The 16,097-nt window shown below is 54.6% G+C and carries 9 protein-coding genes and 1 riboswitch; of the genes, 4 read left to right on the top strand and 5 right to left on the bottom strand.

The features are described 5' to 3' along the window. Positions 1 to 54: 54 nt before the first annotated feature. Positions 55 to 263: riboswitch (cobalamin riboswitch) on the bottom strand. A gap of 193 nt (positions 264 to 456) precedes the next feature. Then, positions 457 to 2,025 carry a glutathione ABC transporter substrate-binding protein gene (locus tag ACKGJP_RS03460; protein WP_409344297.1) on the top strand — a complete coding sequence of 523 codons (1,569 nt, stop codon included), beginning with the start codon at positions 457 to 459 and terminating at the stop codon, positions 2,023 to 2,025. A gap of 109 nt (positions 2,026 to 2,134) precedes the next feature. On the opposite strand, the gene ACKGJP_RS03455 is transcribed toward ACKGJP_RS03460, so the two are convergent. After that, the gene (locus tag ACKGJP_RS03455) at positions 2,135 to 2,965 is read right to left on the bottom strand and encodes a phytanoyl-CoA dioxygenase family protein (protein ID WP_409344296.1); all 831 of its coding nucleotides are present in this window, start codon (positions 2,963 to 2,965) and stop codon (positions 2,135 to 2,137) included. 163 nt (positions 2,966 to 3,128) lie between these two features. Here ACKGJP_RS03455 and ACKGJP_RS03450 point away from each other — a divergent pair, with 163 nt between their 5' ends. Both ACKGJP_RS03450 and ACKGJP_RS03445 read left to right on the top strand, forming a co-directional pair. Then, a complete protein-coding gene (locus ACKGJP_RS03450; RefSeq protein WP_409344295.1) occupies positions 3,129 to 3,983 on the top strand; it encodes a helix-turn-helix domain-containing protein in 855 nt (284 codons plus the stop codon). Positions 3,984 to 4,187: 204 nt separating this feature from the next. Next, positions 4,188 to 5,756, top strand: coding sequence for a sigma-70 family RNA polymerase sigma factor (locus ACKGJP_RS03445; RefSeq protein WP_409344294.1), 1,569 nt, complete (start codon positions 4,188 to 4,190; stop codon positions 5,754 to 5,756). A gap of 146 nt (positions 5,757 to 5,902) precedes the next feature. Here ACKGJP_RS03445 and ACKGJP_RS03440 read toward each other — a convergent pair whose 3' ends face one another. The 3 genes from ACKGJP_RS03440 to ACKGJP_RS03430 all read right to left on the bottom strand — a co-directional run bounded on the left by ACKGJP_RS03440 (position 5,903) and on the right by ACKGJP_RS03430 (position 14,169). Next, entirely contained in the window at positions 5,903 to 10,003 is a 4,101-nt protein-coding gene (locus ACKGJP_RS03440) for an immunoglobulin domain-containing protein (RefSeq protein ID WP_409344293.1), read from the bottom strand. Next, a complete protein-coding gene (locus ACKGJP_RS03435; protein WP_409344292.1) occupies positions 9,924 to 12,638 on the bottom strand; it encodes a beta strand repeat-containing protein in 2,715 nt (904 codons plus the stop codon). The genes ACKGJP_RS03440 and ACKGJP_RS03435 overlap by 80 nt, the downstream gene beginning before the upstream one ends. A gap of 1,189 nt (positions 12,639 to 13,827) precedes the next feature. Next, positions 13,828 to 14,169, bottom strand: coding sequence for a zinc ribbon domain-containing protein YjdM (locus tag ACKGJP_RS03430; RefSeq protein WP_409347061.1), 342 nt, complete (start codon positions 14,167 to 14,169; stop codon positions 13,828 to 13,830). A 207-nt stretch (positions 14,170 to 14,376) separates the two neighbouring features. Between ACKGJP_RS03430 and ACKGJP_RS03425 the strand changes: the two genes are divergently transcribed. Next, positions 14,377 to 15,423 carry a bifunctional transcriptional activator/DNA repair enzyme AdaA gene (locus ACKGJP_RS03425; RefSeq protein ID WP_409344291.1) on the top strand — a complete coding sequence of 349 codons (1,047 nt, stop codon included), beginning with the start codon at positions 14,377 to 14,379 and terminating at the stop codon, positions 15,421 to 15,423. Between the two features lie 478 nt (positions 15,424 to 15,901). Here the strand turns inward: ACKGJP_RS03425 and ACKGJP_RS03420 are convergent, their stop codons facing one another. Then, positions 15,902 to 16,051 carry a hypothetical protein gene (locus ACKGJP_RS03420; RefSeq protein ID WP_409344290.1) on the bottom strand — a complete coding sequence of 50 codons (150 nt, stop codon included), beginning with the start codon at positions 16,049 to 16,051 and terminating at the stop codon, positions 15,902 to 15,904. Positions 16,052 to 16,097 lie beyond the last annotated feature (46 nt).

Genomic DNA, 16,097 nt, shown 5'->3' with positions numbered 1-16,097 from the left:
TGGAACGCAAAAAGAAGCGGTCACGAAATAAACACCCCCCTATCTCTCGTAGAGCAATCGGTGTACCTCCCAGGCAGGTCTTCTGACTCGAGTATCAACGCCCTTGCAGCCTTCCCGGTTTATTCACCAGTGGCATCCAGCAAGAACTCCTCTCATACAGCGGCGGGACCGTGCGGGATTCTCACCCGCTTCCCTTTTAACCAATCCATGATTCCCTATCGAACTGCATCATCATGATTGGCACCTGAGTAGCTTATATTCAATTTTCCTGCTAATCATATCTTATAAGCCTTCATTTGTCATTTAGAACTGCGGTCGCTTGGCGTCCCCGGCGGCCAACAAGTAAAGATAGTGTAAATACACGTAAAGATCGTGAAAGGTAAAAGTCAGAATATTTTTTATAATACAGCTAAGCATATGGAAGATATGCCGAAAAACGGACTAGGGGGCATCTTCATGAAGAAAAAACATGTACTTGGCAGCGTCCTCGCCTTGTCGCTCGTATTTACGACAGCGCTTGCAGGATGTGCGTCCAAGCCGGAAACGGATGCGGACAAAGGCAATGCCGGCGGCACGGCCAAAACGGGCGGAACGCTGGTCGTCGCACGGAAGGCGGACGCGAACAATCTGGATCCGCAGTTCATCACGAACATTCCGTCGTCCAACTACATTTTCGGCAAAGTGTACGAGGGGCTGATCAAAACCGACAAAAACATGGAATTCCAGCCTTCGCTCGCAACGGAATGGAAAGCGGTTGACGACGTCACTTGGGAATTCAAGCTGCGCAGCGGGGTTACTTTCCACGACGGCGCGCCGTTTAACGCGGAAGCGGTCAAGAAAACGTTCGAACGGGCGCTCGATCCGAAGGTCAATTCGCCGCTCGCGGGCAAATTCTCGATGGTAAAAGAAATCAAAGCCGTCGACGAGCACACGGTGCAGTTCGTTCTGGCTTATCCCTACACGCCTCTGCTCTCCATTCTGGCAAGCAACGAGGGCAGCATTCTGAGCCCGAAAGCGATCGCCGAGCAGTCGGACAAGCTGGCCAAAAACCCGATCGGCACCGGGCCGTTCAAATTCCAGTCGTGGACGCCGGGACAAGAGATGGTACTGGTCAAAAACGACGGCTACTGGGGCGAAAAGCCGAAGGTAGACAAAGTCCAGTACAAAGTCGTGCCGGAAGACACGACGCGCGTCGCGATGGTCGAAGCCGGCGAAGCGCAAATCGCCGACCAGTTGCCGGTTACGGAGCTAAACCGCGTTCAATCGTCGTCCACGCTGGCCCTCGCGCGGGCGGAAGGTCTCGGCGTCGAATATATCGGCTTTAACACCAAGAAGAAGCCGTTCGACGATGTACGCGTCCGCCAAGCGGTCGCCCATGCGATCGAGCGCGATTCCATTATCAAGGGCGTATTCAATAACGTAGGCAGCCGGACGCTGACGGCGCTCTCGCCGAAAATGCCTGGCTACAACTCCAGCCTTACGGATTACGACTACAACATCAATAAGGCGAAGCAGCTTCTGGCCGAAGCCGGCTACCCGAACGGGCTGAAAACGTCCATCGTCACCGACGACCGCAAAGAGCGCGTAAACGTGGCCGAGGTTCTGCAATCCCAGCTGAAAGGAATCGGCATCGACCTCGAAGTGAAAGTCGTGGAATACGGCGCTTATCTGGATATTACCGGCAAGGGCGATCACGCCATGTTCTATGGCGGCTGGGGCAATGCGACCGGCGATGCGGATTACAACCAGTACAACGTGTTCCACAGCAGCTCCCACGGCAGCAAAGGCAATCTTGCATTCTATACGAATACGCAAGTGGACAAGCTGATTGAGGAAGGACGCCGCGAGAAGGACGCACAGAAACGCAAAACGATTTATGGGCAAGCCCAGGAAATCGAAATGAAGGAAGCGCCGGTCGTGCCGATCCGCACGATCGACCACATTGCCGTTTCCTCCAAAAGCGTCAAAGGCTTCTGGCTCAATCCGATCGGATATTTGATGCTGGATAACGTTACCGTGCAATAACAGTGTGCGACAAAAAGAAAGATGGCATGCGCCTCAAGCGGCGTGCCATCTTTTTCGTTTCTGCTTTATGCATCGCTATCGGACATTGCTAACTTCGCTTTAACGAAGCTTAGCATTCCGCCCCCGACATTTCATTCGTGTACATCCGCTTGTATTCCTGCGGCGACACCTTCTCCGCCGTGGCCGGCGCATAATGAAACTGCAGCGCGCGGCGGCGTTTGTCCGAGAAATTATACGCCGTGCCGTGCACCAACTGCCCGTGGAAAAACAGCGCTCCGCCGGGCTTCAGCGGCACGATGACGTTGCGCTCCACCGGCACGTTCGCATCGCAAATTTGCCAGTCGCGGACCGCATAATGCGGAATGCCGCCGTCCATATGCGAGCGCGGAATGACCTGCATGCAGCCGTTCTCGACGCCGGCTTCATCGAGCGCGATCCAGACGCCGACGACCGGCTTCCCGTAGGTTAAACCGCCGTAAGCCATATCCTGGTGCCAAGGCTTCTCGCCTCCCCCGAACGGCGGCTTCAACAGCGCCATATCCTGAATGAGCTTCGGCTTTTCCCCCATCAGCCGCTCCACTAACGAGACGATGTCCGGATGATACGCGATCGCCCTAAGCGCTTCCGAATGCTCGACAAACTCATATATTTTCCGTACGGCCAGCTCTTTTTCCTGATTCGTCGAAAGCGTCTCCCTCGGCTTCGTATACTGAATTTTAAACGCAGACTTCTCCGCAAAAAGATTGTCCATAAGCGCTTGCACCGCGCCGGTTATTTCCGCTTCCCCCAGCACGTTATCGGCCGCTAAAAATCCCTGCCGTCTATATTCCCTTACCTGATCCTCGCCCATTTCCTTCATGGAGCCGTAGCTTCGGTGGACTTTGGAATAACTGTAAAGCAAGCGGTTGATCTCTTCCGGCGTTTCCAGCTTCTGTTTCATCGTTAACCCCTCCGGCTTGGAAAATAGGATTCGTTTCCTTGCTTTCAGCTTACGATTTTCCCGTATTCCGGAGAATGGCAGCAACTGCGCTTTTTTTGTATGTAAATGCATAACGGTTCTTTTCAGCCTTGTGTTATTCTAGGAGGGAAAGGAGGGGTTCCCGATGAACGAAGCGGTTGTCCCTGATCCGTTCGGCTATCTTGCTTTCCATAGCGGCATGAACTGCGGCAAAGCGCGCTGCGAGCCCGGCTGGAGCTGGCGGCCGGCTCCGATGCGCGATTTTGACCTGTGGTATGCGCTGAACGGCACAGGCGAGATCTTCATTAACGGTACGCCGCACCGCGTGCATAAAGGCGCCTGCTTCCTGCTCCGTCCCGGCGACCGGGTATCGGCGACACAGCATCCCGACGACCGGCTTGGCGTTATTTTCATCCATTTTAGCGTGACGGGGCCGCGGGATGTCCCCTTGGATCCGGAAACTCTCGGTTTTCCGCCGCGTCTGACTTTGATGGACGATACGTACCATTTCGAACGCGACCTGCACCGGCTGCTGGAGCTACCCGACCGGCCGGAGCCGTTTGCCGCCGAGGAATTCCATCATCTGATGCAGCTCATTTTCCTGCAGCTTCGCCGTGCCGGTGCCCGTCCGGCAGCGCATGACCGGCACTCCCTGAAGCATAAGCAGCTCGTGCATCATACGATCGACCGGATTCGCGACCGGATCGGCCAGCCGATCGACCACCGGGAATTGGCCGAGCTCGCCGGGCTGTCCCCGCGTTATGTAAGCAACCTGTTTAAGCAGTATACCGGCCATTCGCTTAAGGCGTATATCACCCGTATGCGCATGGAACGGGCCAAGCTGCTGCTGGCCGAAACGTCGATGAACATCACGCAGGCGGCGGAAGCGGTCGGGTACAACGACATTTATTTTTTCAGCAAGCTGTTCAGAAGCTTGTACGGCGTCCCGCCGTCGCATTTCCGCCGGAATGAGAAAGCGTCGAGGCCCCACAAGGGATAAACTTGTCTCGTGCTTTGCTCCACGTTCCAGGACGAGGATAAAGCCGATAAGCGGTAAGGACTCTCTCCCCCCTCGAAAGCGAACCTTTAACGCAGCTTATCCTTACCGGCATAAACTATTTTTCCATGTTCATAAACTTTTCGTAACCTTTATTCGCCTCGTCGGCACTTCTATATAGAGCACGAAAGAAAGGAGCCAGGGCAAGTGAGGCAACGGATCGAACAGGCGCAGGAAGGCGATCGAACGGCATTCGAGCGGATCGTCAGGCATTATACGGCTATGGCGCACTCGGTCGCGTACGAAAAACTGCGTGATACCCATTTGGCGGAGGACGCGGTTCAGGAGGCGTTTACGGAAGCGTTCCTTCACTTGGGTAAGCTGAAGGACCCGGACGCCTTCCCGGGCTGGTTCAAGGTGATTGTCGTGCGCCAATGCCATCGTCTCCTGCGCAAAAAAAAGCACCCGACGGTACCCCTTCATGAAGCCGAGGGGACGGCCCGTAACGAATGGGGAATACCCGACATTGTCGAAAGAAAAGAAATGCGTAAGCTGCTTCACGATTCCATCGCCGCTTTATCGCCGAATATGCGGATTGCGGTTCAATTGTTTTATTTTTACGGCTATTCGCTTCAGGAAATTTCCGATTGCTTGGGCACGGCCGTACCGGTATGGAAGAAACGGCTCTTTGACGCTCGCAGCAAACTGAAAGGCATACTCCCGGTAGCGGATTTCGTCTCTGTGTTCCATCACCTATATGAAGGAGGGGCAAACGTGCTGCATATTACGAATGGCGATTCCGTAGCGGAGAAGCTGCGGCAAGGCGTCGTGCAAGGCGATATTCTCGCTTGGCGGGAAGTTTACTCGGAAGGCCCCGTGTTCCTTGATGCGGCGGCAGCGGCAAACCGGACGGTTCGCGCGCAATACTTAGAGAAAGCTATGGGCGTTCCTAGCGAGGTCTTTGTGCGCGGCAGCGAAGAGCAGGAACAAACGCTCGCTTCCTTTCGCAAGTACGACGAGATCGTGCTATGGTTCGAACATGATTTGTTCGATCAGACGATGTTATGCTATTTGCTCCACTGGTTCGCGGAGCGGCCGCCGGGCCGAACGAAGCTAAGCCTGCTGTGCATCGGGACGTACCCGGGCATCGAATTGTTTCGGGGGTTAGGTCAGCTGTCCGTGAAACAATTGGAAACCTTGTCGGGAACATGGCAAACGGTCGGGCAAGAGGAATTGAAGCTGGGCAAAGCCTTGTGGGAAGCTTATTGCTCTCCGGATCCGGGCAAGCTGGCCGAGCTGCTTCAGAAGGATACGAGCGCTCTGCCATTTGCGAACAACGCGTTCCGGCTTCATCTGTCGCGCTTCCCTTCCGTGCATAACGGGCTGGGCATCGTGGAACAGACGACGCTGGAGATGGTGCGGAACGGGCTTGGCACGCCGCTCGATCTGTTCCGGCACGCAGGAGACCGGCTCCATGAGCTGGGCATGGGCGATCTGCAGTATTGGCACTGCTTGGCCAAATTGTCGCAAGGACCTAAGCCGCTGCTGGCTATCGACGGCTCGCAGGCTTTTCCCGACTTCAAGGACCCCGCGCCGTCTTTTCATCGCAGCCGCGTCGATTTAACGGAGCTCGGCTTGAGAGTGCTGGAAGGGAAAGAGGACTGGATTGCCGTCAACGGAATCGACGAATGGTATGGAGGCGTGCACCTTCATGGGAGGGCCGTGCCGTGGCGGTGGGATACGTCGCAGCAAAAGCTGGTGTCCGGGACAATGTGAGGTTTCGATCCTGCGAAATGGAGGAGCTTGACGAGAATTGGGCGCATCCTTCTCCATCATCTTGACTGCCATAACAGAACAAAACAGGGCTATCCGCGCCGTTGAAACTACAACGGGTAGCGGATAGCCCTGTTCGGTTTAGCAGCTTAGATCAATTCCGATTTTTGAAGGAGCCTCTGTACAATCGCCGCAACCTCGGCTCTCGTAATAAACGCTTGAGGGGCAAGCTCGGCGCCGCCTCGTCCCGAGACGATGCCTGCCTGAATGCTGTCGGCGATGCTGCTCTTCGCCCACTCCGACGCATCCGTCGCATCTGAATAAGGGTGCAGTATTTTTTCCGCCGGTTCGGAAGCCAGCCTCGGTTTCAGACCGGTGACCGTCATCGCTTTGGCGATGATAACCATAGCTTGTTCTCGCGTAATCTTGTCGTTCGGACGGAATGTGCCGTCTTCAAAACCATTGATCAACTCATACGAGTACGCCGTGTTAACCGCACTGCCGTACCAATCGGATGCCTTCACATCCGAGAAAGGCGTTGCTCCGCTTTCAAGCTTAAGTCCCAATCCGCGAACGACAATCGCTGCAAACTCAGCACGCGTAATATCACGGTCGGGATTGAATACGCCGTTTCCGGTACCCTCGATAACCATTCGCGATCCCATATCGTTGACCGCGTCTTTCGACCAATGATCCCGTACATCGCTAAATTCGAGCGGATGCCAAACGACGGAGTACGTGCTGTTGGTCAAACTGCTCACTTTCGCGTAAAACTTCCCATCGATGTTCACGATCTTGGTCGGTACGTGGCGCACCGTTCCATCCGGATCGACCACAACTCCTGTGGTAATCTTGTTCGGGTCTATCCCATCCGGCAAGGCAATCGTGCGTTCCACATAGGCGTTGAACTTCGAGATTTCGAAGGTCTTATCTCCATATGTTCCTCTGATCGTAAAGTCAATTGCCGGTACGACAAGCGTGAACGTCCCTTTAGCGGCCGCATTCTCCACTATTTTCACCGTTTCCGATGTCGGTGCGGCGATCTCGATCTGTATCTTGATATCTTGCAGGGCTACCGAGTTCCCGACCTGTAAGGAGATGGCTCCGATATGGATTTGAGAAGCAGGAAGCGTGTAGGTTGCACGTCCTGTTTTGATCTCCAATACCGCTAGCTTGGTTTCCATGTTTTTAATCATCTGACCGTTTAGTTCTCCAACGACAACATCCGACTTGCCGTTCACCGGAACCGTAACGACCGCGTGTTGACCTTCCTCCTTTAGCATGTCGTCCAGCTTCTTCTGGTCAACGGTTATCTTCGTTACGGTTTGGCCATTACGTTTGAATGTCGTGGCCTTCCCCGCACTCTTCGGCTTCCCATTGACTAGAACTAGCACTTCCACTCCGGAATCGGCCGTTTCCGCTGCAGGCGCACTACTGTCATCGTTGCTGGACGGCGATCTGGGAATGACCGCGCTGGATTGGGCTGAAGGAGCACCGATTCCGGTACCATTAATCGCTTTCACCGTGAATGTATAGCTTGTTCCGTTGATTAACCCAGTAATCGTAATCGGACTGGCTGTTCCCGTCACTGTGATGTTTCCTGGCGATGCTGTTACCGCATATCCGGTAATCGCACTGCCGCCATTGTCGGTCGGAGCCGTAAAGACAATGGTTACGCGCCCGTCTCCAGAGGCCACCGATACATGCGTAGGAGCTGCCGGAACGGTTGCTGGAGTTGCGTTGTCTTCGTTGGAAGCTGCACTCAAGCCCCCACGGTTACCCGCTTTCACAATAAAGTAGTAGAGGGTTCCGTTCGTCAGGCTTCGTACGCGATAAGTACTGTCCGTCACTGTGGCAAAAACGGTATCACTGTATTGCCCTGAAGCAGTCCCCATATAAATATGGTAATAAGTCGCTCCCGTTACTGTACTCCAGTTCAAGGTGACTTGACGATCCGCCCCGGTGGCAACAAGGCTTTGCGGATTGGCAGGCGCATTCGGCAAATTCACCGCTTGCGTGACCGTAAACGTCACGTTCGTCATGTTGGCCGCCGATAGGGTAACCGTTGCGGTGTATGTGCCAACCGTCAAGCCGTCTTTCGCTTTGACCGTAAAGCTTGTTGCCGGCGCTCCGCTGTCTAGTGCGGCCTGAGGCTGCGTAATGACAAAATCTGCGCCGGTAATCGCCGCTGAAAGATTGGTCAAATTCCCCGTGCCTGTATTTGTTATACTGATCGTTTTCGTTTGCTGCGTGCCTGATGCGTACCCTTCCGTCAGCGTTGTTGCCGTCTGATCGGGTATCGCCGCGATCGTGTAAGTCAGCGCATTGACCGTAACCTTCGTGATGCTGCTGGTAGCCGTTGCCGTTTGGGTTCCTGTTGCGCTCGCATCGGTGTTCGTCACTACGCTGTAGTAGTAGGTCGTTCCCGCTGCTACCGTCGGCGCGGTGTACGAAGCGTTCGTTGCTCCGTTGATCGCCGTGCTGCCATTGGTGCTGTTTGTGGTATTCCGGTACCACTGATAGCTCAACGCTACGCCCCCGCTAGCCGCTACGGTTAAGGTCGCGTTGCCTCCCTCGTTCACCATTTGATCGGACGGCTGCGTCGTGATGTTAGGCGCTGCCGCATGGGTCAACGCATTTACCGTAACCTTCGCGATGCTGCTCGTTGCCGTTGCCGTCTGGCTGCCGGTTGCACTGGCATCGGTGTTGGTCACTACGCTGTAGTAGTACGTCGTTCCCGCTGCTACCGTAGGTGCGGTATACGAAGCACTAGTTGCGCTAAGAATCGCCGTGCTGCCAATGGTGCTGTTCGTGGTGTTGCGGTACCACTGGTAGCTCAGCAACGCGCCTCCGCTCGCCGCTACGTTCAGCGTGGCATTACCGCCCTCGTTCACCGTCTGATCCGACGGCTGCGTCGTGATGTTAGGCACTGCCGCATGGGTCAGCGCATTTACCGTAACCTTCGCAATGTTGCTCGTTGTCGTTGCCGTCTGGCTACCCGTTGCACTGGCATCGGTATTGGTCACCACGCTGTAGTAGTACGTCGTTCCTGCTGCTACCGTCGGCGCGGTGTAAGAAGCGCTCGTTTCGTTAAGAATCTCCGTACTGCCGTTGGTGCTGTTCGTGGTGTTCCGGTACCACTTGTAACTCAGTACCGAGCTCCCGCTGGCCGCTACGGTTAAGGTCGCATTGCTGCCCTCGTTCACCGTTCGATCCGACGGTTGCGTCGTGATGTTAGGCGCTGCCGCATGGGTCAGCGCATTTACTGTGACCTTCGCGATGCTGCTCGTAGCCGTTGCCGTCTGGCTACCCGTTGCACTGGCGTCGGTGTTCGTCACCACGCTGTAGTAGTACGTCGTTCCCGCTGCTACCGTAGGTGCGGTATACGAGGCGTTCGTTGCGCCGTTGATCGCCGTGCTGCCATTGGTGCTGTTTGTGGTGTTCCGGTACCACTGGTAGCTCAGTATCACACCTCCGCTTGCCGCTACGTTCAGCGTGGCGTTACCGCCCTCGTTCACCGTCCGATCCGACGGCTGCGTCGTGATGCTAGGCGCTGCCGCATGGGTCAGCGCATTTACTGTGACCTTCGCGATGCTGCTCGTAGCCGTTGCCGTCTGGCTACCCGTTGCACTGGCGTCGGTGTTCGTCACCACGCTGTAGTAGTACGTCGTTCCCGCTGCTACCGTCGGCGCAGTGTACGAGGCGCTTGTTGCGTTAAGAATCGCCGTACTGCCGTTGGTGCTGTTCGTGGTGTTGCGGTACCACTGGTAACTCAGTACCACACCTCCGTTTGCCGCTACGTTCAGAGTAGCGTTACCGCCCTCGTTCACCGTCTGATCCGACGGCTGCGTATTGATGCTAGGCGTCGCCGCATGAGTCAACGCATTTACCGTGACCTTCGCGATGCTGCTCGTTGCCGTTGCCGTCTGGCTACCCGTTGCACTGGCGTCGGTGTTCGTCACCACGCTGTAGTAGTACGTCGTTCCCGCTACTACCGTCGGCGCAGTGTACGAGGCGCTTGTTGCGTTAAGAATCGCCGTACTGCCGTTGGTGCTGTTCGTGGTGTTGCGGTACCACTGGTAGCTCAACGCTACGCCCCCGCTGGCTGCTACGTTCAGAGTGGCGTTACCGCCCTCGTTCACCGTCTGATCCGACGGCTGCGTATTGATGCTAGGCGCTGCCGCATGGGTCAGCGCATTTACTGTGACCTTCGCGATTCGTAGCCGTTGCCGTCTGGCTACCCGTTGCACTGGCGTCGGTGTTCGTCACCACGCTGTAGTAGTACGTCGTTCCCGCTGCTACCGTCGGCGCAGTGTACGAGGCGCTTGTTGCGTTAAGAATCGCCGTACTGCCGTTGGTGCTGTTCGTGGTGTTGCGGTACCACTGGTAACTCAGTACCACACCTCCGTTTGCCGCTACGTTCAGAGTAGCGTTACCGCCCTCGTTCACCGTCTGATCCGACGGCTGCGTATTGATGCTAGGCGTCGCCGCATGAGTCAACGCATTTACCGTGACCTTCGCGATGCTGCTCGTTGCCGTTGCCGTCTGGCTGCCGGTTGCACTGGCATCGGTGTTGGTCACTACGCTGTAGTAGTATGTCGTTCCTGCTGCTACCGTCGGCGCGCTGTACGAAGCGTTCGTTGCTCCGTTGATCGCCGTGCTGCCATTGGTGCTGTTTGTGGTATTCCGGTACCACTGATAGCTCAACGCTACGCCCCCGCTGGCTGCTACGTTCAGAGTGGCGTTACCGCCCTCGTTCACCGTCTGATCCGACGGCTGCGTATTGATGCTAGGCGTCGCCGCATGAGTCAACGCATTCACCGTGACCTTCGCGATGCTGCTCGTTGCCGTTGCCGTCTGGCTGCCGGTTGCACTGGCATCGGTGTTGGTCACTACGCTGTAGTAGTACGTCGTTCCCGCTGCTACCGTCGGCGCGCTGTACGAAGCGTTCGTTGCGCCGTTGATCGCCGTGCTGCCATTGGTGCTGTTTGTGGTATTCCGGTACCACTGATAGCTCAACGCTACGCCCCCGCTGGCTGCTACGTTCAGAGTGGCGTTACCGCCCTCGTTCACCGTCTGATCCGACGGCTGCGTATTGATGCTAGGCGTCGCCGCATGAGTCAACGCATTCACCGTGACCTTCGCGATGCTGCTCGTTGCCGTTGCCGTCTGGCTGCCGGTTGCACTGGCATCGGTGTTGGTCACTACGCTGTAGTAGTACGTCGTTCCCGCTGCTACCGTCGGCGCGCTGTACGAAGCGTTCGTTGCGCCGTTGATCGCCGTGCTGCCATTTGTGCTGTTTGTGGTGTTCCGGTACCACTGATAGCTCAACGCTACGCCCCCGCTGGCTGCCACGGTTAAGGTTGCATTACCACCCTTGTTCACCGTCTGATCCGACGGATGTGTCGTAATGTTAGGCGCTGCCGCATGAGTCAGCGCATTTACCGTGACCTTCGCGATACTGCTGGTGGCCGTTGCCGTCTGGCTGCCGGTTGCACTGGCATCCGTGTTGGTTACCACACTGTAGTAGTACGTTGTACCGGCGGTCGACGTCGGCGGAGTATACGAGGCATTCGTTGCTCCCATAATCTGCGTACTGCCGTTGGTGCTGTTCGTGGTGTTCCTATACCACTGGTAGCTCAATGCTACGCCCCCGCTAGCCGCTACGCTCAAGGTGGCGTTACCGCCCTCGTTCACCGTCCGATCCGACGGTTGTGTATTGATGCTAGGCGTTGCCGCATGGGTCAGCGCATTTACCGTGACCTTCGCGATGCTGCTCGTTGCCGTTGCCGTCTGGCTGCCGGTTGCACTCGCGTCCGTATTGGTCACCACGCTGTAGTAGTACGTCGTTCCCGCTGCTACCGTCGGCGCGGTGTACGAAGCGCTCGTTGCGCCGTTGATCGCCGTGCTGCCATTGGTGCTGTTTGTGGTGTTCCGGTACCACTGGTAGCTCAGTATCACACCTCCGCTTGCCGCTACGTTCAGAGTGGCGTTACCGCCCTCGTTAACCGTCTGATTCGACGGCTGCGTATTGATGCTAGGCGTCGCCGCATGAGTCAACGCATTCACCGTGACCTTCGCGATGCTGCTCGTTGCCGTTGCCGTCTGGCTGCCGGTTGCACTGGCATCCGTGTTGGTTACCACACTGTAGTAGTACGTTGTACCGGCGGTCGACGTCGGCGGAGTATACGAGGCATTCGTTGCTCCCATTATCTGCGTACTGCCGTTGGTGCTGTTCGTGGTGTTCCTATACCACTGGTAGCTCAATGCTACGCCCCCGCTGGCCGCTACGCTCAAGGTCGCATTACCACCCTCGTTCACCGTCCTATCCGACGGCTGCGTCGTGATGCTAGGCGCTGCCGCATGAGTTAGCGCATTTACCGTGACCTTCGCGATGTTGCTCGTAACCGTTGCCGTCTGGTTGCCGGTTGCACTGGCATCCGTGTTGGTTACCACACTGTAGTAGTACGTTGTACCGGCGGTCGACGTCGGCGGAGTATACGAGGCATTCGTTGCTCCCATAATCTGCGTACTGCCGTTGGTACTGTTTGCCGTATTGCGGTACCACTGGTAGCTCAGTACCGCTCCCCCGCTCGCCGCTACGCTCAAGGTCGCATTACCGCCCTCGTTCACCGTCCGATCCGACGGCTGCGTGGTAATAGTTGGCGTTGCAGCGTTGGTCGGCGTAGTGACAGCGTTGTCGATCATAATATTATTGATCCCATGCCAACTCATGCCCGACGAGTACAGAAGTACCTTGTCTACGTTATCGAATGTCGCGTTCAGGGTGACGTTCTTCGAATAAAAATCGTTAACTAAACTGTCTGCTATAAATGAAGTGCTGGCAACTTCCGTTCCATCGCGATAACCTTTTACGGTAATCATAATCGGGCCTTCGCCATAATTTGAGTAAAAGAAGCCGTTGATCTGAAATTCCGTTCCATCCGCCGACTTAATCCCCATACCTTTCCAACCGCTATTTAAGAGGATTGAATCATAAGTTGTCAGTGCATAGAACAGGTCACTCTTCGTGGAATGTCCATGCACCAATTGCTTTGAAATCGGTGTCCCGGCAGTGTCACTAATATTGTAGAATTCCAAAGTCTTACCGGGGATATCAGCTGATCCGCCATCGTTATCCTCTGCGATCCCATCGTTCCATTTACTGCTTTCGTTAGAGGAAAACGTCACGGTCGTCGAAGAAGCTGCATGGGCGACACCCGCAAATCGATTCATGAAGAAACTTCCGGAAAGCAACATAAAGCTTAATAGAATCACAAATGCCCTCTTACAAACTTTTAACGATCTTATAATAGTAACCACTCCTCACCTAAGGTTATGAACCAAGATTTTGATTCGTCCCCCCTTTCTTATATCCGTCAAATGTTCTTCCTCCGCTATAGCGCATCTAGTCATGAAATCCCGAGAAAAACAATAATTCATCATTCGACAAATATACCCAAACCCCTTGCAGGGATTAGTCGAAAATCATCGATTTTATCAAATCTTTAGAATCCAAGTTTCCCGGAATACCGCCCTTCTCGCTGTGTAATGGAAAATACGAAAAAGCCTCCCTTTGCAGGAAGGCCTTTGCTTTTCCGATCATCTTCATTCCCTAGCCCGCAGCTCTTCGGTCCCGTTCCACACTAAAAGCGAACGTTTCCGCAGGCATCAGACGTCCTTCATGGTTCCAATATTTAATAGGCTCGGATCGGAACCGGCCGACCGTCATCCATATTGCCATGCCTAGCGGGTTCGACGAGCAGCGCCGTTACACACAGAGAACCAAGCATTGCGGCTAAAGAGATCCAATAATTGAACGCATACCCGAAACGGCTTGCCAATAAGCTTCCGCTCAAAGCCGCAAGGATAATAGAGACGAGATCGAGCGCGTGCAGCCGGCCCAGTACTTTTTCAAAAGTTTCTAAGCGATTTGCAGGGAGGTCTTGCAAAAATCACGTCATCATCTCCCGGGATAGAGTAAAGATCTGCATGGTTTCGTGTTAAGACCAGTATGCAAGAAACGGCGGAAACATCATCCATCCTGCTCAAAAATTAGTCGTTTTGCCGGGCGTTACGCCTTCCTGACATATTCCGATTTTAATTTCATCGCTCCAAAGCCGTCGATTTTACAGTCAATATCGTGATCGCCGTCGACCAATCGGATATTTTTCACTTTTGTGCCTATTTTAAGAACGGATGAGCTTCCCTTAACTTTAAGATCTTTAATTACCGTTACGGAATCGCCGTCGTTTAAGATATTTCCGTTTGCGTCTTTGACTACCTTTGGCTCATCGCCTGTTTCGGCGCCGGATTCTAACGTCCATTCGTGGCCGCATTCCGGGCAAACCAGCAAGCTTCCATTCTCGTAAGTGTATTCTGAGTTGCATTTGGGGCAATTCGGTAAATTCGACATCATTTCATTCCTCGATTCGTTGATAAGTTTCGTATAAGCCTATATTCTGCCATAGTCCTTAGATCTTGACAAATTCGGCTCCAACTCCGGCCATCGGAAACGGCAAGATTTCATCCAGAGAAAAAAATCGGCGCCTGATTTTCGGCTGCGACCTAGAACCGGAAAGCCTATAATAGGACTATAATTCAAGGTCCAAGGGGTGCAAGCATGATACTTGGCGAACGTACGAAAGAATACTACAAGGCATTAATTGAAAAAAGAACGGACTATGAAGGCGTATTCTATGTAGGAGTTAAAACGACCGGCGTATTTTGCCGACCGACTTGTCCGGCCCGGAAGCCGAAGTTCGAGAACTGCGAGTTTTACGAGACGGCGCAGCAGGCGCTTCTGGCTTCCTTCCGGCCCTGCCAGCGATGCCGTCCGTTATCGCATCCGAATCATGTTTCGGACATCGTCCGTCTGCTGGTGGAAGCCGTCGAGAACAACCCCGAGAAGCGATGGAAAGAACAAGATTTCAAAAACCTCTCGATTGACGAATCGACGGCACGCCGTCAGTTCAAAAAGCGGTTCGGCATGACATTCGTCGAATACGCGCGAGCCCGCCGAATGGGCCTGGCTTTGAAGAACATCAGAGCCGGCGAAACGGTCATCGATACGCAGCTTGCGGCCGGCTATGAATCGAGCAGCGGTTTTAGAGACGCCTTTTCGCGAATTATGGGGGCGGCGCCTACTTTGCTGGAAGACAGTAAGGTTCTAAAGGCAGCTTGGATCGATACGCGGCTCGGCCCCATGGTTGCTATCGGGGATGAAAGCAAACTTTATCTTCTCGAATTTGTCGACCGCCGAGGTCTGGAGCGCGAGGTGGAACGGCTTAGAATACGGACGAAAATGGCGATTATCCCTGGTATGACGGAGCCGATTCGATCGATTGAGGGAGAGCTTGCGGACTATTTTGACGGTAAGCGGACCCGATTCCAAACGCCCCTCTTTTTGCTGGGATCGCCTTTTCAGAAAAGCGTATGGGAGCAGCTGATGCAAATACCGCCGGGGGAAACCCGTTCCTATTCCGACATTGCCGTTTCGCTCGGTAAGCCGACCGCCTTTCGCGCCGTCGCTCAGGCTAATGGCGCCAATCAGCTTGCCATCGTCATTCCCTGTCACCGGGTCATTAACGCGGATGGCGAATTGGGCGGCTACGGCGGCGGCCTAGCGCGTAAAAAGTGGTTGTTGGATTTGGAGAGCCGAGACCTTTGACGAGGTTCACCGTTTTATCTGCAAGTCCCGTAAATCAACTCTTACATTTGAATCATCGTTTGCTCCTAAATACGCTCTTCACGGATCAAGGAACTGGAAAAGCTCCCGTTCCTTTCGCCGGTTTGATCCGCGGTTCGGAACGAAATGGATTTTCTCCATCTCATTCCGCAAGATACCTACTCTGATGGGGATATTCTCCGAATGAACAGCAGGTTTTCCAGTTAGATACAGCTACGAAGCCATTAAGATCAATATGAGCTGCAGGTTTTCCAGTTAGATACAGCTACGAAGCCATTAAGATCAATATGAGCTGCAGGTTTTCCAGTTAGTGGATCACGTAAAGGGTAGAGCAATTATGATTGAACACCTAGTTAGCAAAGGTCCGCCGGCTTATTCTAAAACATGTTCTTCCCTATCCAAGCAGCTCAACAACCAAAAGCCGGTATGCCTCCAGGCATCCGGCTTTCCTCCTCTTTCGTTACGGCAGCGCATCAACGGCAACATGGTCGATCGCCAGAACACCCGGCTTGCTGTCGTGCTTGACGATGGCGATATAAGAATCGCCGAAACCCGCCGTGCGGAACGTGGCCGCAAACGATTGCGATCCTTGCGCAAGCGGCGCGTTCACCGCTTCCTCACCGCCCTTGTCGGAGCGCACGACAACGGCGTACTGG

The organism is Paenibacillus litoralis, from assembly GCF_046244365.1.
GTDB lineage: Bacteria > Bacillota > Bacilli > Paenibacillales > NBRC-103111 > Paenibacillus_V.
The sequence above is the reverse complement of the archived record's forward strand: the minus strand, read 5'-3'. Positions and strand labels throughout refer to the sequence as shown.